The organism is Halomarina pelagica (genome assembly GCF_024228315.1).
Classification (GTDB): Archaea; Halobacteriota; Halobacteria; order Halobacteriales; family Haloarculaceae; genus Halomarina; species Halomarina pelagica.
This window is the reverse complement of record NZ_CP100454.1, coordinates 849,280-866,676: the sequence shown is the minus strand read 5'-3', so window position 1 is coordinate 866,676 and position 17,397 is coordinate 849,280. Positions and strand designations below refer to the sequence as shown.

The following is a 17,397-nucleotide window of genomic DNA, read 5'->3' as shown; positions in this document are numbered from 1 at the left end:
GTGTCCCGACGAGGAGCGCCGCGCGACCCGTAGCGCGGTACCGCTACCCCCGGTGGTCGGCCAGCCACGCCTCGATCGCGTCGGCGTTCGCCCCGCGCCGGTGGATCGTCCCGGCGGAGACGTCCACGACGGTGCTCTCGGTCCCCGGCGTCTCCCCGTCGTCGAGGACGACGGCGACGCCCTCGCGGACGGTCGGGTGGACGTCCGCGACGCGCCGGGCGCTCCCCGCGCCGCTGCGGTTCGCGCTCGTGGCCGTGATCGGCGTGGGCGCGACCCGTCGGAGCAGGTCGAGCGCCACCGGGTGGTCGGGGATCCGCACGCCGACGCGCTCGCGACCGGCGGTGAGGGCGTCCGGCACAGCGGCGCGGCGCTCTACCACGACCGTCACCGGGCCGGGGAGGAACGCGCGCATGAAGGCCAGTTCGCGCTCGGTCGGGCGCGTGTACCGGCGAGCGGCGGCCACGTCGGGGACGGCCAGCGAGACGGGCCTATCGCGGGCGCGCCCCTTCAGGTCGAACACCCGCTCGACGGCGTCGGCGTCGAGCGCGTCCGCGCCGAGGCCGTAGACCGTCTCCGTGGGGTAGACGGCGGGCTCGCCGTCGCGGACGGCGGCGGCCGCCGCGTCGAGGTCGGAATCGGACACGTCGCTCATCGGGCGGAGGTGAGCGCGCGGCGCGAAAAAGCGTGACGGGTTCGCCTACCCGACGAGCGAGTCGATGGCCTCCTCGACCTCGTCGTAGTCGGGGAAGTCCGGCCACTCGCTCGCGACCCAGGCGTACCGGATCGTCCCCTCCCCGTCGATCAGGAAGACGGCGGGGCGAGGTTCTCTCACGCCGGCCATCCCGTCGAGGTCGTTGGCGATGCCGTACCGCTCTGCGACGCCGTTCTGCGGGTCGCTGAACAGCCGCGAGTCGATCCCGCGCTCCTCGATCAGCGTCTTGTGCTCGTAGGGCGAGGAGATCGAGCACCCGACGACCTCGACCCGCTCCTCCCAGCCGCGGTCGCGGATCTCGTTCCAGACGTACGTCGAGGGGAACGCGCCGTCCATCGTGTGGAAGACGAGCAGCACGGGACCCTCGGCGTAGAGGTCGGAGAGGGAGGCGTCCTCCCAGTACTCGTCGTCGACGAGCGGGCGGGTGAAGTCGGGGGCCTCCTCCCCGACGGAGGGGTGGTCGGCGGGACCGAGTTCGACCACGTCGAAGTCCACCATCAGGCGGCCCTCCGATCGCCGTACTCGGTTTCGAGGTACTCGACGATGTTCGCGCTCTCGGACATCGTGACGCCCGTGTTCTCGTCGACGATCGCCGGGACGGTGCGCTTGCCGCTGATCCGCTTCACGACGTTTCGGTCGGAGTGCATCGGTTCGACGAACCGCGAGCGGTACGGGAGATCGAGGTCGTGCAGGACGCGTACGACGCGCTCGCAGTACGGACACGCCTGGAGCCGATAGAGCGTGATCGCCGGTTCTGACATGACCGTTCGTTCGGGCGTGGGCGTCCTAAGCCCTTCGACGGACCATGACAATGCTTAATCTCGATGGGACAGAAGGGCATTCGTCAATGGGCCATCGTTCGTCAGGAGTCCTCTCTCTCACCCCCGCCCTGCAGGTCGACATCGGACCGGTGGTGCTGTCCGAGACCCAGTTCACCCTCCTCGGTGTCGGCGTCATCGTACTGCTCATCGTCCTCTCGGCGTTCTTCTCGTCGTCGGAGATCGCCATGTTCTCGCTCGCGTCCCACCGCGTGGAGAAGCTCGCGGAGGACGGGCGGCCGGGCGCGCCAACGGTCAAGCAACTCAAGGAGGACCCCCACCGCCTGCTCGTGACCATCCTCGTCGGGAACAACCTGGTCAACATCGCCATGTCGTCGATCGCGACGGGGTTGCTCGGCCTCTATCTCACGGGCGGGGCGGCGGTCGCCGTCGCGACGGTCGCCATCACCGCCGTCGTCCTGCTGTTCGGCGAGAGCGCGCCGAAGTCCTACGCGATCGAGAACACGGAGAGCTGGGCGCTCCGCGTCGCCCAGCCGCTGAAGCTCAGCGAGTACGTCCTCCTACCGCTGGTCGTGACGTTCGACTTCCTGACGCGGGCGGTCAACCGCGTCACCGGCGGTCGGGCGGCCATCGAGACCTCCTACATCACGCGCGAGGAGATCAGCGACATCATCGAGACGGGCGAGCGCGAGGGCGTCCTCGACGAGGACGAACGCGAGATGCTCCAGCGGACCCTCCGCTTCAACGACACCATCGCCAAGGAGGTGATGACCCCGCGGCTCGACATGACCGCCATCGCGAAGGACGCGACCATCGAGGAGGCGATCGAGACGTGCATCCAGAGCGGCCACGCCCGCATCCCGGTGTACGAGAACTCCCTCGACAACGTCGCGGGCGTCGTCCACATCCGCGACCTCGTGCGCGACCTCAACTACGGGGAGGTGCGCACGCTCGACCTGAACGACCTCATCCAGCCCACGCTCCACGTCCCCGAGTCGAAGAACGTCGACGAACTCCTGCGCGAGATGCGCGAGAACCGGATGCACATGGTGATCGTCATAGACGAGTTCGGCACGACCGAGGGGCTGTTGACGATGGAAGACATCACCGAGGAGATCGTCGGCGAGATCCTGGAGGGCGAGGAGGAGGAGCCGATCGAGTTCGTCGACGAGGACACGGCGCTCGTCCGCGGCGAGGTCAACATCGACGAGGTGAACGACGCCCTTGAGATCGAACTCCCCGAGGGCGAGGAGTTCGAGACGATCGCCGGGTTCATCTTCAACCGCGCGGGCCGCCTCGTCGAGGAGGGCGAGGAGATCAGCTACCGGAACGTCACCATCCGCGTCGAACAGGTCGACAACACCCGGATCATGAAGGCGCGCCTCTCGAAGGACTCGGAGCACGAGGAACCCGAACCGGAGGGCGTCTCACCCGAATAGCGCGCTCAGCGCGGCCTCGGCGACGACGTACGCCGCGTACCCGAGCGCGATCGCCCCGGCGAGCGAGACCAGCCACGCGAGGACCGTCTTTCCCATCTTCGCCCTGCTCACGCCCGAGCCGCCGGCCGCGTAGCCGCTCCCGACGACGGCGCTGACGATGATCTCGTTGAACGAGATGGGGACGCCGAGGAAGACCGCCACCTGCGCGATGACGAACGAGGGGATGAGCGCGGCGATCGACCGCCGCGGGCCGAGCGAGGAGTAGTCCTGCGCGATCGCCTTGATCATCCGCGGCGCGCCGGTCCACGACCCGAGCAGGAGGCCGAACCCGCCGAAGAGGAGCACGAGGATCAGCGAGACGGTCACGCTGGACTGTTCGAGTAGCGGGAGGAGAGGACCGATGGCGAGCCCCACCTGGCTCCCGCCGGCGGAGAACGCCACGAGCGCGCCGAGCGTCAGCAGGAAGTGACGCTGTCCCCGAAGCTCGTCGTTCCTGAGGTCGCGCGCGAGCAGGAGCGCGAACAGCGCGGCGACGAGGAGGGTGACGGCGACCTCGCCGGCGGTCGCCGGGAGGACGGCGAGTCGGGAACCGATCGCCTGCGCGAGCGACGCCGGCGATCCGGACGAGCCGAGTATCGTGAAGCGGATGTTGGCGAGGACGACGCCCACGAGGGCCCCGAGCAGGGGGATCGCGACCCGCTCTGAGACCGACTCGTTGCGGAGCAGGCGGGCGGTCGCGTAGGCGACGCCGCCCCCGACGAACGGCACGAGCACCCAGACGGTCCCGATCTGCCGGTACTTCGCCCAGGCGGGGTCGCCGCCCAGTGCCAGGCCGACGCCGATCACCGCACCGGTGACGGTGAAGGCCGTGGCGATGGGGTAGCCCGTGAAGACGCCGATGGCGACGAGCGCCGCCGCCAGCAGCAGGGCGATGGTGGCCGCGAGCGGGCTGAGCGTGACGCCGCTGATGAGCCCGCGTCCGACCGCCTCGGAGACGTTCGCCCCCTGCAGGACGGCACCGAGCAGGCCCAGCAGGCCGACGACGAACCCCGCCCGCATCACCGAGATGGCGTTCGCGCCGACCGCCGGGGCGAACGGCGTCGATCCGGAGGACCCCGCCCCGATGGCCCACGCCATGAACAGGCTGGCGACGCTTGCGACGACGAGCGTGACGACGACGAGCGCGGAGACCATCTATCTGAGCGGTCTACTCGCTATGCCGTGATGAAGGCCTCGCTTGCCGGCGAGTACGGTGCGGATCCGGAGTGGAGGCTCGAAACCGGGATCGGGACGGTATCAGTTCGCCGTCGGGCGCGCGTCGTCGGGGCTCTCCGGGAGGTCCACTCCGTCGCCCCCTTCGACGGTCTCGAGCGCCTCCGTCTCCTTCTCGGTGTCGACGTGCCAGCGGTCGACCGACTCCTCGTAGTCGGCCAGTCGATCCGACACCTGCTCCTTCAGGTCGTCGTCGTTGACGTTCACCTCGAAGGCGTAGGTTCGCTCGTCGCCGCGGCCGACCCGCTGGAGGTTCGCGCTGACGAGGTCGTTGTCGAAGTAGTACGGCGCGATCTGCGTCATCATGTTCCGGTAGACGGCCCCCTCGACCCGGCGAATCGCCTTCCGACTGGCGGAGTCGGCCGCCCGCGCGACGTAGTCGATGGACTCGCCCCACTTGTCCATCGCCTCGTCGGTGTCGTCGGCGAGGCGCTCGTAGGACTCGGTGAGCTTCTCGCCGGCGGTCTTGAGGTCCTCGTCCGGGTCCTTCCCGGCCCGCTCGCCCTTCCCCTCGCCGACGCTCGCCTGCTCTGCGGTCTTCTCGTTCACGTCCTCGTCCAGGCGCTCGTGACTCTTCGGTCGCCAGTCGTCCCACTCCTCGAAGTCCGCGCCGTCGCGGCCGAGTTCGATGAGCGCCCGGGAGACGCGCTCGCCGTGTTCGACGACGTCGCCCCAGGAACCGCGGACGCTGAAGCCCGAAACGCTCTCTTCCATCAGTGGACGGGGTTACGCGGTGGAGGATAAAAAACCTCTCCCGGCACCGGCCGACGCGGTTCTACCGACCGTACGTGAGTCGCGTCGCCGCCTCGTCCAGTCGCGACTTCAGCCCGCCGAGCCACGCGCCGGGCGAGACGAGGCGGGCCTCCCGGTCGTCGACCTCGATGCGCGCGTCGCCGAAGGGATCGCGGACGCGCTCCCGGTCGTCGGCCTCGTCCTCGAGCGTGACCGAGACGACGGACGTCATCGCACACCGGCCGCACGCCTCCGTCTTCTTTCCACCCATGTACGACGCGTGCGGACGCCAGCGGGTTAAGCGTTCGCACGGGGCGAGCCGCCTCACTCGAACCCCCGGCGCGACAGGTCGCCCCACGACTCGACGCCGCGGAGATACTCCACCAGACCGCGCCACGCGACGAACGTCTTCCACTGGCGGTAGCCGAAGTTCTCGAGAACGCCGGCCGCGAGGAGCGACAGTACCTGCCGCGGTTCGTCGTAGCGCCGGAAGCTCCAGACCTCGCTGTAGACGCCGAGCCACGAGAGGACGAGGCCGAGACCGATCGTCACCAGCAGGTAGGTCGCGGTGAACGAGGGGTCGACGAGGCCCAGGGCGAGGCCGACCGCGACGAGCACGTACCCGGTTCCCTCGATGAGCGGACCGAGTAGCTCGACCAGGAGGAACGCCGGGACGGCGAACAGCCCTACCCGTCCGTAGCGCGCGTTGCCGAACAGCGTCCGGTGGGTCCAGAGCGTGTCGACGAGGCCGCGATACCATCGGGCGCGCTGGCGAGCGAGCTGCGAGAGCGTGCCGGGCACCTCCGTCCAGACGACCGGTTCGGGGACGAAGTGCACCCGGTATGACCGCCCGGTCTCGACCAGTCGGCGGTGGAGGCGGACCACGAGTTCGAAGTCCTCGGTGACGCACGCCGTGCTGTAGCCGCCGATCTCGCGGACGACGTCCGTGCGGAACACGCCGAACGCGCCGGAGATGAGCAACAGCCCGCCGAGCCGATCGAGGCCGAGCCGACCGGCGTAGAACGCGCGGAGGTACTCGACGACCTGGAGCCGCCCGAGCGCCGCGGACGGAAGTCCGGCGTCGTGGACCTGACCGCGTTCGATGCGACAGCCGTTCGCGACGCGGACCGTGCCGCCGGTCGCCACGGTCTCCTCGGGGTGTTCGAGGAACGGCTGGACGACCTGGAGCAGCCCGTCGCGTTCGATGATCGAGTCGGCGTCGATCGCACAGAACAGCGGCTGGTCGGTGAGCCAGACGCCCGCGTTCAGCGCGTCGCTCTTCCCGCCGTTCTCCTTGTCGAGGACGAGCAGTTCGTCCGCATCCCGGGAGCGGTAGACGGTTCGAATCGGAGCCGTGGGGACGTCGAGCGGCGGCTCTGACCCCAGCGCCGTCAGGTCGAACGCCGACGCGAGCCGGTCCAGCGTCCCGTCGTCGGAGCCGTCGTTTACGACGAGTATCTCCACGTCGGGGTAGTTCAGGTTCAGCAGCGACTGGACGCTCTCGACGATGACCGGTGCCTCGTTGTACGCCGGAACGACGACCGCGACTCCGGGCAGGAACGGCGAGGAGAACTGCTGGTACATCGGCCCCCAGCGTCGATCGCGGAGGTCGTCGCGGAGCTTGAACAGCGCCGCGAGGTGAACGAGGAGGTACGTCCCGTTGACGAGCAGGTAGTAGCCGAGCACGAACGCGCCCGACGCGACGAGCAGCGTCTCGACCGCGCGGTGAATCACGACCGTCCCCCCTCGGTCGCGACGACCCACGCCCAGGCCTCGACCCCGGCGGGGATCGCGGGGCGCTCCGCACCGCGCCGTCCGTCCTCCCGGACCTCGCGCGCCCCGTAGAGCGCCTCCGCGGCGGCGAGGCGCGCGCGGGCGTCCGCGTCCGTCGCCAACCCGTCCGCGAGGCGCGAGGCCGCGATCTCGGGCTCCCACTCCCCGAGCAGACGGTAGGCCGCGATCCGGACGTTCGGTGCCGGATCGCGGGTCAGGACCCCCACGTTGGCGGCCCGCCTGACGTCCGCCCGCCAGCCGTAGTCGGCCAGCGCGCGGAGCGCGGCCTCGCGAATCCGCGGGGAGGACGCGTCGAGGCAGTCGGCCACCCAGTCGAGCGAGACGGGGGAGGGGACCGGGTCACACTCCGCGAGGACGTCGAGGACCTGGATGAGCAGCGACTCCGACCACGCGCCGTACCGCGACGCGGCGTAGTCCACGAGTCGTTCCGGGTCGAGTTTGTGAAGCTGATACAGCGTGTCGATTCCGAGGACCGGGAGCGGTTCGCCGGCCCCGAGCAGCAGGTCCGTTCCGACCTCGGCGGCCGCCGGGTGCTCCCGCTCGTGGAGGACGCGCGCGGCGGCCGCGCGCGTCGTCGGGTGATCGCCGCAGCGCGCCCGCAACTCCTCGGGATCGACCTCCACGTCGAGGTACGCGAGCCACGTCAACCCGCGGAGCCGCTCGGTTCGCGTCCCGCCCCGGAGGGCCCGTTCGGCCCGTTCGTCGAGGTCCAGTTCGCGGGCGAGCGCGCGCAGTCGCTCCCTGTCCCCGCCGCTCAATCGCCGGAAGAACGCCAGGAGGCGCTCCTCGAGCGCCGTCCGCTCGGTCCGATCGAGCGTCGCCACCCACTCGTCCCACGCCGGTTCGTCCCGGTTCAACCGATCGAGGAGGTCCGTCCGAACGGCGGCGGCGGCGCGAGTGCGTCGGCGGGCCGCGGAGGCGGTGGCGGCGCTGCGCGCGAGCGTGAGACCGCCCATCGAGACCAGGAGCGCGCCGAGGAGGAGTACCCCCCAGGTCACCGTCGCGTCGGCGGGAGCCGTCATCCGAGTATCCGCTCGATGCGCGCGAGGAGTTCGCTCGGCGCGAAGGGCTTCGTCACGTAGTCCGTCGCGCCGCTCTCGAGCGCGCGAACGACGTCGTCTTCCTGCCCTCGGGAGGTCAACATGACGACCGGCAGGCGATCGAAGTCCGCGTCGGCCTCGATGCGCTGCAGCACGCGAAAGCCGTTGAGCCCCGGCATCATGACGTCGAGGACGACGAGCGCCGGCGGATCGGCGCGGTGCTCGTCCAGGTAGGCCCAGCACGCCTCGCCGTGCTCGACCGCGTTCCGGAACAGGTTCCCGAACAGCTGTGAGAGCCGACCGGCGTCGCCGCGCACGCTCCCGAGTTCGCCCTCGACCGCCAGCCGGTCGACACCGTCCGGCGGGCCGACGGCGTCCCAGGCCTCGCGGGCGACCGGCTCGAGGTCGACCGTGGTCGCGTCCGCGACCGTCTCGGCACCCCGCGCCAGCGTCAGGACGTCCTCGATGAGCGTCGACATCCGGTGTAACGCCGCCTCGACGCGGTCGAAGTGCGTCTCCTCGCCCGTCTCGAGGGCGATGTCGAGGTACCCGACCGCGACCGACAGGGGGTTTCTGAGGTCGTGGGCGACGACGCTCGCGAACTCGTCGAGGCGCTCGTTCTGCCGGCGGAGTTCGGCCTCACGATCCGCCCGGATCAGCGCCGCCTCGGTGGCCGCGGCGAGGATCCGGAACAGTTCGACGTCGGTCTCGTCGAACCCGTTCGGGACGGTATCGCCGGTACACATCACGCCGTACTCCCCGACCGGTACGATGATCTCGGCGCAGAACGCGGTCGATTCGTTGTACCGCCCCTCGACCGTCGAGACGTCGTCGTAGAGCGCGAACTCGCCCGACTCGAACGCCGTCCACGCGAGACCCTCGTTCCGTTCGAACGCGGGGACCGTCTCGACGGACGCGCTCGCGGCGTCGGTCACCGCGTCCGGGACGAGCGCGTCCGCGCGCTCGTCGTACCGCCAGAACCCCGAGTTGTCGAGGTCGAGGACGTCGGCCGCGGCCTCGACGGCGAGGCGGGCGATGGCCGCCGCGTCCGACGCGACGTTCAGCCGCCGCGCCGTCTCCTGGAGCGCGCGCAGGCGGCGCTCGAACCGTTTGCGATCGGTGATGTCGGTCAACACCGCGAGCACCCCCTCGTCGCCGTCGGGGCCGTGGAAGGGAGCCGTCGAGAGGAGCAGATCGAGCGTCTCGCCGTCCTTCGTCCGGCGCTCGATCTCCCGATCCCGGTGCTGTTTGCCCGCGGCGACCTCCCGTCGGTGGTCGGCGAATTCGTCGAGCTTCTCCGCCGGCACGAGCGGACTGAACTCGCCGATCACCTCGTCCTTCCGCCAGCCGAACAGCTCCTCGGCACCGCGGTTCCAGAGGGTCACGATGCCGTCGCCGTCGACGACCATCACGGCGAGCGGGGTCGTCTCGATGAGCCGTTCGAGGCGGCTGTTCGTCCGCCGCAGGTCCCGTTCGGCGCGCTTTCGCGCCAGTTCCCGGCCGAGCCACTCGGCTACCAGCTGCGCGCGCGTCACCTCGTCCTCGTCGATCGGGACCGACCGAGGCGACGGGCTGGAGAAGCTGAGCGTCCCGTAGCACTCGCCGCCGAGGCGGACGGGAACGCCGAGGTACGACTTGAGATCGAACGCCCGGTGGACGGAGGGGCCGCCCATCACCACCTCGTCCGCGCTCGTGAACCAGTCGATCACCGCCACCTCGTCCGCGTCCGTGAACCACTTCGGCCCGTCGGTCGCGACGACGCGTCGACAGTAGGTGTCCTCGACGTCGAACGTCGCCCCGGCCGTGACGTCGCCGCGGGACCCGTGGACGGCCCGCACCTCGTATCGACCCCCCTCGATCCGGGAGAGGACGCCCCTGTCGAACCCGAACTGTACGCATCCCAGCTCCAGCAGGGCGTCGATCTGTTCGTCGAACTCGCGGTCGGCGTCGGTCGTGATCCGGTGGAACGTTCGGAGGAACTCCCGCTCGCGGCGAAGGCTCCGCTGGGCCCGCTCGCGTTCGCTCACGTCCCGGACGACGATGAGGGCACGGGGGGCCCCGTCGACCGAGAACGGCGCGAAGCGGAAGTCGGCGTGGACCGTCCCGCGGGGGAGCGAGAGTTCGGCAGACACCTGCTCCTCGTAGAAGCCGCCCGCGTCGCCGGCGGTCCGCTCCGACGAGAGCGTCCGTCGGAGCGCGGTTTCGATCCGCTCCGCGGTCTCCTCGTCGGCCACCCGACGGACGAACGCGACGAGCGAGGCCCCGACGACGTCGTCGTGGTCACTGTCCAGGTGGAGCGCGGCGGCGCGGTTGGCGAAGCGAACCCGGGCGCGCTCGTCGACGACGACCGTCGGGTCGCGGATACCCTGGACGATGGTCTCGTACCGCTGGAGTCGGTGCTCCCGCCGCTTGCGCTCGGTGATGTCCCGGGAGTAGATCAACAGCCCCGACTCGTCCGGGAAGGCCCGGATCTCCGCCCAGTAGTCGTACGGACCGCCGATGTACTGCTCGAACGTCGTCGGCTCGCCGCGCTCCATCGCCGCCCGGTAGCGCGACTCCAGTTCGGTGCCGGCGACGCTCGGAAACTCCTCCCAGACGTTCTCCCCGATCACCTCCTCGGCGGGGCGACCCGTCCGCTCCACGATACGGTCGTTCCAGAGGGTGATCCGCCAGTCGGGGTCGAGCGCGTACACCCCGTCGGTGGTGCGCGAGAGCGCCCGATCGAATCGCCCGCCGTTCCGCGCGGTTCGGTCGTCGTCGCCCGACGCCGTCGTCAGCGCCCGTACGCGGCGAACCAGGAGATCGAAGGAGTCCTCGTCGCCGGCGGGGACGTAGCCGGAGACACCGGCGGCGATGGCCGCGCTCGCGAGTTCCTCGCTCCCCCGTTTCGGGAACAACACGAACGGGACCTCCGGGTCGCGCTCGCGGACACGCCGGAGGAACGCCACGCCGTCGCAGTCGGCCAGCCGATCGGATCCCACGACACAGTCGATCCGTCCGTCGTCGAGCGTCGCGAGCCCCGCATCCGCCGAGTCGACGCGAACGAACCGGACGTCCTCGTCGACGCGTCGAACCGACGCCTCGACGCGGGCCGCGAACGTCGCGTCGGCGTTCGCGTAGAGGATCCGCAGCGGGCCGTCGGTACCGGACGACCGATGGCTCATTCACGAACTCGTAATTATCACACCGACATGAACTTTGTGCTCAGCCGGTGGAACACGCGCCACCGGGACGGCGAGAGACGACCGCCCGCCGGGGGGTAACTGTTATCCGCTCGCTTCTCTCGTCTACGCGTATGGGCTACCGCCTCGTCAGTGCGGACGACCTCGAACCGGAACCGGACCGCCCGTGTGCGCTCCGTCGCCTCTCGCCGGCGGCGGGGCTCGAACGCGTCGCCGTGAACCGGTTCGACGCCGAACCGGGCGAACAGCTCCCCCTCGCCTACCACTACCACGACGAACAGGAGGAGGCGTTCTACGTCCTCAGCGGCACGCTCCACGTCGAGACGCCGGCGGAGACGCTCGCCGTCCCCGCCGGGTCGCTGTTCGCCGTCGACCCGGGCAGCCCCCAGCGGGCGTACAACCCCGAGGACGCCGACGAGGCGGTGGAAGTGCTCGCGATCGGCGCGCCGCCGGTGCGGGACGACGTGCACGCCTACGATCCCGACGACGGGGCATGACCGCGCCCACGGATTCCGACCGGGAGCAGGACGCGAAACCCGAGGTGGGATCGAAACCGGAACCGGAACGCGGATCGAGCGCGGAGCGGGGACCAGACGGGGGGGCTCCCACCCGCGCCGACCTCGGGATCCCCGACTGGGACGACGAGTACCTGGATCGGGTCGCGGACGGGTTGATGTACAGCTACGACCTCGAGGACGACTACCGCGTGCGGGGCGAGCGCTTCGACCTCTACGGGCGGATGCGCGTCGAGAGCCGGAAGCACTTCTTCCACCCCTCGCTCAACTACGCGAACCACGGCTCGACCGAGCACCTGTTCGCCCGGCGCGCGACCGGAGCGACCCGCGACGACGTAGAACGGCTCGTCGACCTCGGCCACGACCTCGCGGCGGCGTGGATCGACGCCGACGAGGAGCACTTCAGCACCGACTTCACGTTCGTCCTGCTCGTCCCGGAGATCCCGAGCGACGTGCGCGAGTTCGTCGCGGGGTTCAAGGATCGCACCCTCATCAAGTTAGGCTACTTCGGCCACTACGAGGTGAACCTCCTCGTCGTCGCCCCCGAGCGCGAGGACATCGCGGCCAGCGCGAACGCGGACGTGGCACACGCCTTCCGGCTGTGGCGATCCGACGGGACCGACGCCGAACCGGCCGGCCTGGTCGGCCGGCTGATCGGCCGACTCCGACGGTAGGGGGACGGGCGGCGGACGCGCCGCTCTCCGAGCGCGGCGCGAATAAGGAGCGTGCGGTCGGTCAGTCGTCGCTCGACTCGCCGCCGTCGGTGACCGCCGGGCCCGTCCGCTCGCGGGCCTCGCGGATGTTACCGATCCCCATGTAGACCAGCGAGAGCGCCAGGCCGATGAGAGTGAGCGCGAGCGCGATCTGGACGAACGCGGAGAGCGTGCCGAACAGCCCCAGGTCCGCGGGGTTGCCGACGAGGAACTTCTGGTAGACGTTCGTGTAGAACGCGAGCCAACTGAGACCGAGGATGGTGATCGTGACCATCACCGCCATCGGCAGGCCGGTGCTCACGAGCTGCTTGCTGCGGTCCCAGTTCGCGAGCCAGACGGTCGCCGTCAGGAGCGCAAGCGCGGCGAGCAGCTGGTTCGCGCCGCCGAACAGCTGCCAGAGGGTGAGCCACGAGCCGCTGGTGATGAGGAGGTACGCCGGGACGGACTGGATGGCCGCGTTGGCGTAGCGGTTGACCGCGACCTCCTCGACGGTGCTCTCGGGCGTGCCGACGATCTCCTCCATCATGTACCGCCCGAGGCGGACGGCGGTGTCGGTGGAGGTCAGCAGGAAGCTCACCAGCACGAGACCCATGAAGGGAGCGCCGAACTCCGGCGGGATGCCGAAGGCGGTGAGGATGACGCCCCCGCCGGTGGCGAAGTTGGGGAGCGCCTGGCCGATGCCGCCCCCCTCGACGGTGATGCCGACGAGGGCGACCGTCGAGAGCGCCACCGCGGCGAGCAGCCCCTCGCCGAGCATGCCGCCGTAGCCGATGAGCCGGGCGTCGGACTCCCGGTTCAGCTGCTTCGCCGTCGTTCCCGAAGAGACGAGCGAGTGGAAGCCGCTGATGGTCCCGCAGGCGATGGTGATGAACAGAAGCGGGAACAGCGGCGTCACGCCGGTCGTCCCCCAGAAGCCGGCGAACGCCGGGATCTTCTCGGAGATGACGAGCGGCTGGCTGGCACCGAAGAACGTGCCGACGATGATCGCCAGCAGCGCGCCGCCGACGCCCGCGTACAGCAGGAACGACGAGAGGTAGTCGCGGGGCTGGAGGAGCATCCACACCGGGAGAACGCTCGCGAGCCCCGCGTAGATCATGATGATCGGGATCCACGCCGAGACGTTGGGGTTGATGACCGTCGGGAGGGGCGTCGCGCCCGAGAGGAGCACGATGGTGCCCGCCGGGTAGCTGGCCTCGCCGACCGCCGGCGTGATCGCGAGCGGGTACTGGATACCGACCCAGACGCTGGCGAACACGCCCGCCACGAACACGACCGTCCCCGCGAGAAACGGCAGGTCGAGCTGGTAGAGGTAGATCCCGAAGACGAACGCGAGGCCGATGTACAGCAGGCTCGCGGTCGCCGCCTGCGGGTAGGCGTCGAAGACGATGCCGACGACGAGCGCGAACACGGCCACGACGAGGATGATGGTGAGGAAGGCGAACCAGAGGAGCATGTTCTTGCCCCGCTCGCCGACGTACTCGCCGATGATGTAGCCGACGGACTTCCCCTCGTGCCGGAGGCTGGCCGACAGCGCGGTGAAGTCGTGGACCGCGCCCATCAGCGGGTTGCCGACGGCGATCCAGAGCAGCGCGGGCAGCCAGCCCCAGACGACGGCCGCCGTGATCGGGCCGACGATGGGCGCGCCGCCCGCGATGCTCGAGTAGTGGTGACCGAGGAGGACCGGCTTCTTCGCCGGGACGTACTCCTGTCCGTCCTCGTACTTGTGCGCCGGGGTCTCGCGGCTGTCGTCCAGTTCCACGAACCGCGACAGGTATCGCGAGTACCCGAGGTACCCCACGCTGAACAGCGCGAGTACCGTGACGACGAGCCATATTATCTGAACCATGGTATCAGTTCGTATGGTCCCTGGCTCGTACGCTTAAACCTTCCCTATCAATTATCGCGGGTGATAGGTCCGAGCGGGCACGATCAGTCGGGAGACGGGGACGGTCGTACACGTTCGGACATCGATGTCCGAACGTGTCACGTGTCTGTGTGATGCTCTTCGAGAGGTGGTGATCACCGCGCGTGCGGTCCGTCGAGCGCCACCTCGATCTCGAGTTCGTCGGCCACGTCCGCGAGGAAGTCGCCCTTCACCTCCGCGACGCGCGTCTCGATGACCCCCGCGACGGGGTGCTCGAACGACTCCCGGACCTCCGCGAGACGCTCGCGCTCGGTCGCGCAGCGCCGACGGAGGAACCGCGCTCCCCGGCCCTCCTCGTGGTCCTCCGGTTCGGGCGTGAGTCGGTTGACGACGAGGCCGGCGACGGTGAGACCGTAGTCGTCGAGGCTGTCGACGGCGCGGCGGGTCTCCCGGATCGAGAGTTCGTCGGGGTTGAGCACGAGGAAGAAGGCCGCCTCGTTTCGGAGCGTCTCGCCCGCGAACTCGAAGTTCTCCTTGCGCTCGCGGAGTCGGGCGACGATGGGGTCGCCGACCTGCGTCCGGCGCGGTTCCCGGTTGCCGATGGCCGCCTTCTCGAAGAGGTCGATGCTCTGCTCGCGCTTCTCCACGAGGCGGTCTATCCACCCGCCGAGGTACTCGGGCAGCGAGAGCAGTCGGAGGGTGCCGCCGGTCGGCGAGGTGTCGAAGACGACGCGGTCGTACCCGTCGCTGTTTCGCATCACGTCGATGAAGCGGTCGAACAGCGCCGCCTCGTGCGCGCCGGGGGTCTGGTGGGCGAGTTCGACCTGCCGGTCGATCTCGTTGACGATCGCCGGGCTCACCTGGTCGCCCATCGCCCGCTTGATGCCCATCAGGTGGCGGGTCACCTCCTCGTCGGGGTCGATCTCCATGGCGGACAGCGAGTCGTACCCCTCGACGGGTCGCGGTTCGTCGGAGAACGCCTGGTCGAACACGTCGGCGGTGCTGTGGGCCGGGTCGGTCGAGACGACGAGCGTCTCCAGGCCCGCCTCGGCGCACGCGTGCGCGTAGGCGCTGGAGACGGTGGTCTTGCCGACGCCGCCCTTCCCGCCGAAGAAGACGAACCTGCGCATCAGAAGTGGTACTGGTGGCCCTTGCGTTCGAGCAGCGACTCGCGGTCCCACATCCGCCGCTCCCACGCCTCGAACTCCGTCGCGAGGTACGGGAGCAGTTCGGCGGTGTAGTAGGAGACGGGACTCGGGATGCCGAAGGCGTCGGGGAAGCACGCCAGCAGGAAGGCGTCCTCCGTGTCCTCCGCCTCCTGCTCGATCTTCTCGTAGGCCGGGTGGGAGATCATCCCGTGGTAGAGGCCGCGGAGCCACTCCTCGACGACCTCGCGGTAGGCCGCGATGCGTTCCCACAGTTCCATGTGCACGGATCACGGGGACGGGCGCGCAAAAGCGTGTCGGGGCGGCGTGACGGATTCCTCAGTCGGGTAGCTGGAGCGAGCGCCGGGAGAGTGGCGATAGCCCGAACGGGAGGAAAGCCCTCGCGCTCGCTTCACTCACGGGGACGCCCTTTCAGTCCGCCAGGACCCGCGCGGTCAGTCCTCCCTCCGGATGTCGACGAAACGCGCCCATCGTGCGGCACAACCTCGTACCGCGGCCGGGAGCGCGTGCCCGAGCGGAGCGAGGGCCGCGCGACCCGGGGGAGGGCAGGGGCGGTCCTGGCGGAATCGCAAAGGGCGAGGTCCCTACGCGAAGTACGGCGATGCTTCCGCGAGTAGCGCGGGACTCCTCTGGAGTTCCGCGCGTCACGCGAACGGACGGCTTTGCCGTCCGTGAGCAGACGGAGCGAGCGGAAGGCGGCGAGACGAGCGGAGCGAGTCTCGCCCGCTAAGCACGCGAACGGAGTGAGCGCGCAGCGAGCCGCACGAGCGTAGGGGCCGAGGGCTTTGCAGTCCTCAGTCACGCCATCACGTGATTTCAGTACCAGCCGCGAAACGCTGCTGTCGCATGCGCTAAGTGCGAACGGTCACAAACCCCACCCAATGACCACGACCGACGGAACCCCCGTGACCGTCCTGAGCGGCGCGCTGGGGGCGGGCAAGACGACGACGCTCACGCACCTGCTCGAGCACGCCGACCGACGACTCGCCGTCCTCGTCAACGACGTGGGCGAGATCAACGTCGACGCGGCGCTCGTGGAGTCGCGCGCCGACGGCGTCGCCGAACTCTCGAACGGCTGCATCTGCTGCGACCTCCGGGACGACCTGGAGATCGAGGTCTCCCGCCTCGCCCGCGAACGGGACTTCGACCACCTCGTCGTCGAGTCCTCCGGGATCAGCGAACCCGCGCCGGTCGCCCGGCTCTTCACGACCGGCGCGGCGAGCGCCGCCTACGAACTGGACACGCTCGCGACGGTCGTGGACGCCGCCGCGTTCCGTCGGACGCTCGCGGACGGGGAAGGGGAGGGAGAGGGGGGGAGGGAAACCACGGAGGCGGACGGGCGCGTCGAGAACGTCGGAAACGCCGAAACCGTCGAGAGCGCCGGGGGCGACGACGGCCCGCGTCCGCTCTCCGAGCTGCTCGTCGCGCAGGTCGAGTGCGCGGGCGTGGTCGTGCTGAACAAGTGCGACCTCGCGGACGAGGCGGCGCTGGCGGAGACGGAGGAACTGATCTGGTCGCTCAACCCCCGCGCCCGGATCGTCAGGACGGTACACGGCGACCTCGAACCGGAGGCGATCGTCGGGACGGGGCGGTTCGACCTCGACACCGTGAGCGAAACCGACGGCTGGCGGCGCGCGCTCGAACACGCGGAGCATCACCGCGACGAGGGCGAGGAGCAGGAACACGACGACAGCGCGGAGCACGGTCACGCCGACCACGCCGACCGCGACCACGCCGAGCACCACCCCGCCGCGCGGTACGGCGTGGACTCCTTCGCCTACCGCCGCCGCAGGCCCTTCCACCCCGGCCGCCTCGCCGACGCGCTGCGGGACCTCCCCTCCTCGGTGGTCCGGTCGAAGGGCCTGCTGTGGGTCGCAGGGCGGGACGAGGTCTCGCTGCACTACGGGCAGGCCGGACCGTCCTCGCGCGTCGAGGTGCAGGGCGCGTGGATCGCCAGCCTCGACGAGTCGCGCCGGGAGATGCAGCGGCGGATGCACCCCGAGATCGAGTGGGACGAGGAGCACGGCGACCGCCAGTCCCAACTGGTGTTCATCGGAACGGAAATGGACGAGGAGTCGATCGTCGCGGCGCTCGACGCCGCGCTCGTGACCGACGACGAGTGGAACTCGGGGACGTACGGCGAGAACCCGTTCCCCGACGCGGGCGACGACCCGCTGGTGCTCCGATAG

16 protein-coding genes are annotated in these 17,397 nt (G+C 70.0%); 4 read left to right on the top strand and 12 right to left on the bottom strand.

Annotated features, from left to right (window positions below):
* Positions 1-43: 43 nt before the first annotated feature.
* Genes NKI68_RS04600 through NKI68_RS04590 form a run of 3 tightly spaced genes read right to left on the bottom strand, consistent with a single transcriptional unit; the run spans position 44 to position 1,473 of the window.
* Positions 44-652, bottom strand: coding sequence for an L-threonylcarbamoyladenylate synthase (locus tag NKI68_RS04600; protein WP_254545517.1), 609 nt, complete (start codon positions 650-652; stop codon positions 44-46).
* A 45-nt stretch (positions 653-697) separates the two neighbouring features.
* Complete coding sequence (locus NKI68_RS04595) at positions 698-1,210, bottom strand: redoxin domain-containing protein (protein WP_254545516.1); 513 nt, start codon at positions 1,208-1,210, stop codon at positions 698-700.
* Positions 1,210-1,473 (bottom strand): glutathione S-transferase N-terminal domain-containing protein, encoded by a 264-nt coding sequence (locus NKI68_RS04590; protein WP_254545515.1) that lies wholly within the window; start codon positions 1,471-1,473, stop codon positions 1,210-1,212. Before NKI68_RS04590 ends, NKI68_RS04595 begins: the two co-directional genes overlap by 1 nt.
* An 86-nt stretch (positions 1,474-1,559) precedes the next feature.
* On the opposite strand from NKI68_RS04590, the gene NKI68_RS04585 reads away from it, so the two are divergent.
* Positions 1,560-2,930 carry a hemolysin family protein gene (locus NKI68_RS04585; protein WP_254545514.1) on the top strand — a complete coding sequence of 457 codons (1,371 nt, stop codon included), beginning with the start codon at positions 1,560-1,562 and terminating at the stop codon, positions 2,928-2,930.
* Here the strand turns inward: NKI68_RS04585 and NKI68_RS04580 are convergent.
* The 6 genes from NKI68_RS04580 to NKI68_RS04555 all read right to left on the bottom strand — a co-directional run bounded on the left by NKI68_RS04580 (position 2,919) and on the right by NKI68_RS04555 (position 10,932).
* Positions 2,919-4,124 carry an inorganic phosphate transporter gene (locus NKI68_RS04580; protein ID WP_254545513.1) on the bottom strand — a complete coding sequence of 402 codons (1,206 nt, stop codon included), beginning with the start codon at positions 4,122-4,124 and terminating at the stop codon, positions 2,919-2,921. The two genes, NKI68_RS04585 and NKI68_RS04580, sit on opposite strands and share 12 nt — an antisense overlap.
* Before the next feature lie 102 nt (positions 4,125-4,226).
* Complete coding sequence (locus NKI68_RS04575; RefSeq protein WP_254545512.1) at positions 4,227-4,916, bottom strand: DUF5828 family protein; 690 nt, start codon at positions 4,914-4,916, stop codon at positions 4,227-4,229.
* Between the two features lie 61 nt (positions 4,917-4,977).
* Positions 4,978-5,205 carry a DUF8007 family protein gene (locus NKI68_RS04570; RefSeq protein ID WP_254545511.1) on the bottom strand — a complete coding sequence of 76 codons (228 nt, stop codon included), beginning with the start codon at positions 5,203-5,205 and terminating at the stop codon, positions 4,978-4,980.
* Positions 5,206-5,258: 53 nt separating this feature from the next.
* Entirely contained in the window at positions 5,259-6,668 is a 1,410-nt protein-coding gene (locus tag NKI68_RS04565; RefSeq protein WP_254545510.1) for a glycosyltransferase family 2 protein, read from the bottom strand.
* Positions 6,665-7,750 (bottom strand): HEAT repeat domain-containing protein, encoded by a 1,086-nt coding sequence (locus NKI68_RS04560; protein ID WP_254545509.1) that lies wholly within the window; start codon positions 7,748-7,750, stop codon positions 6,665-6,667. Before NKI68_RS04560 ends, NKI68_RS04565 begins: the two co-directional genes overlap by 4 nt.
* A complete protein-coding gene (locus NKI68_RS04555) occupies positions 7,747-10,932 on the bottom strand; it encodes a PAS domain-containing protein (protein WP_254545508.1) in 3,186 nt (1,061 codons plus the stop codon). Before NKI68_RS04555 ends, NKI68_RS04560 begins: the two co-directional genes overlap by 4 nt.
* A gap of 131 nt (positions 10,933-11,063) precedes the next feature.
* Between NKI68_RS04555 and NKI68_RS04550 the strand changes: the two genes are divergently transcribed.
* Together NKI68_RS04550 and NKI68_RS04545 are read left to right on the top strand one after the other, a co-directional pair.
* Positions 11,064-11,447, top strand: a complete 384-nt coding sequence (locus tag NKI68_RS04550; RefSeq protein WP_254545507.1) for a cupin domain-containing protein — start codon at positions 11,064-11,066, stop codon at positions 11,445-11,447.
* Complete coding sequence (locus NKI68_RS04545; protein ID WP_254545506.1) at positions 11,444-12,139, top strand: DUF8052 family protein; 696 nt, start codon at positions 11,444-11,446, stop codon at positions 12,137-12,139. Before NKI68_RS04550 ends, NKI68_RS04545 begins: the two co-directional genes overlap by 4 nt.
* A gap of 61 nt (positions 12,140-12,200) precedes the next feature.
* Here the strand turns inward: NKI68_RS04545 and NKI68_RS04540 are convergent, their stop codons facing one another.
* From NKI68_RS04540 to NKI68_RS04530, 3 genes are all read right to left on the bottom strand, one after another.
* The gene (locus NKI68_RS04540) at positions 12,201-14,024 is read right to left on the bottom strand and encodes a carbon starvation CstA family protein (protein ID WP_254545505.1); all 1,824 of its coding nucleotides are present in this window, start codon (positions 14,022-14,024) and stop codon (positions 12,201-12,203) included.
* 173 nt (positions 14,025-14,197) lie between these two features.
* Complete coding sequence (locus NKI68_RS04535; protein ID WP_254545504.1) at positions 14,198-15,172, bottom strand: ArsA family ATPase; 975 nt, start codon at positions 15,170-15,172, stop codon at positions 14,198-14,200.
* Positions 15,172-15,468, bottom strand: coding sequence for a DUF7990 family protein (locus NKI68_RS04530; protein ID WP_254545503.1), 297 nt, complete (start codon positions 15,466-15,468; stop codon positions 15,172-15,174). The genes NKI68_RS04535 and NKI68_RS04530 overlap by 1 nt, the downstream gene beginning before the upstream one ends.
* A gap of 621 nt (positions 15,469-16,089) precedes the next feature.
* On the opposite strand from NKI68_RS04530, the gene NKI68_RS04525 reads away from it, so the two are divergent.
* Positions 16,090-17,397 (top strand): CobW family GTP-binding protein, encoded by a 1,308-nt coding sequence (locus tag NKI68_RS04525; RefSeq protein WP_254545502.1) that lies wholly within the window; start codon positions 16,090-16,092, stop codon positions 17,395-17,397.

What these genes read in the sequence shown, in the direction of transcription:
- NKI68_RS04570 (WP_254545511.1), bottom strand. Translation starts at nt 5,205, where the DNA reads ATGGGTGGAAAGAAGACGGAGGCGTGCGGCCGGTGTGCGATGACGTCC.
- NKI68_RS04600 (WP_254545517.1), bottom strand. Translation starts at nt 652, where the DNA reads ATGAGCGACGTGTCCGATTCCGACCTCGACGCGGCGGCCGCCGCCGTC.
- NKI68_RS04550 (WP_254545507.1), top strand. Translation starts at nt 11,064, where the DNA reads ATGGGCTACCGCCTCGTCAGTGCGGACGACCTCGAACCGGAACCGGAC.
- NKI68_RS04580 (WP_254545513.1), bottom strand. Translation starts at nt 4,124, where the DNA reads ATGGTCTCCGCGCTCGTCGTCGTCACGCTCGTCGTCGCAAGCGTCGCC.
- NKI68_RS04530 (WP_254545503.1), bottom strand. Translation starts at nt 15,468, where the DNA reads ATGGAACTGTGGGAACGCATCGCGGCCTACCGCGAGGTCGTCGAGGAG.
- NKI68_RS04585 (WP_254545514.1), top strand. Translation starts at nt 1,560, where the DNA reads ATGGGCCATCGTTCGTCAGGAGTCCTCTCTCTCACCCCCGCCCTGCAG.
- NKI68_RS04545 (WP_254545506.1), top strand. Translation starts at nt 11,444, where the DNA reads ATGACCGCGCCCACGGATTCCGACCGGGAGCAGGACGCGAAACCCGAG.
- NKI68_RS04590 (WP_254545515.1), bottom strand. Translation starts at nt 1,473, where the DNA reads ATGTCAGAACCGGCGATCACGCTCTATCGGCTCCAGGCGTGTCCGTAC.
- NKI68_RS04560 (WP_254545509.1), bottom strand. Translation starts at nt 7,750, where the DNA reads ATGACGGCTCCCGCCGACGCGACGGTGACCTGGGGGGTACTCCTCCTC.
- NKI68_RS04555 (WP_254545508.1), bottom strand. Translation starts at nt 10,932, where the DNA reads ATGAGCCATCGGTCGTCCGGTACCGACGGCCCGCTGCGGATCCTCTAC.
- NKI68_RS04525 (WP_254545502.1), top strand. Translation starts at nt 16,090, where the DNA reads ATGACCACGACCGACGGAACCCCCGTGACCGTCCTGAGCGGCGCGCTG.
- NKI68_RS04595 (WP_254545516.1), bottom strand. Translation starts at nt 1,210, where the DNA reads ATGGTGGACTTCGACGTGGTCGAACTCGGTCCCGCCGACCACCCCTCC.
- NKI68_RS04540 (WP_254545505.1), bottom strand. Translation starts at nt 14,024, where the DNA reads ATGGTTCAGATAATATGGCTCGTCGTCACGGTACTCGCGCTGTTCAGC.
- NKI68_RS04535 (WP_254545504.1), bottom strand. Translation starts at nt 15,172, where the DNA reads ATGCGCAGGTTCGTCTTCTTCGGCGGGAAGGGCGGCGTCGGCAAGACC.
- NKI68_RS04575 (WP_254545512.1), bottom strand. Translation starts at nt 4,916, where the DNA reads ATGGAAGAGAGCGTTTCGGGCTTCAGCGTCCGCGGTTCCTGGGGCGAC.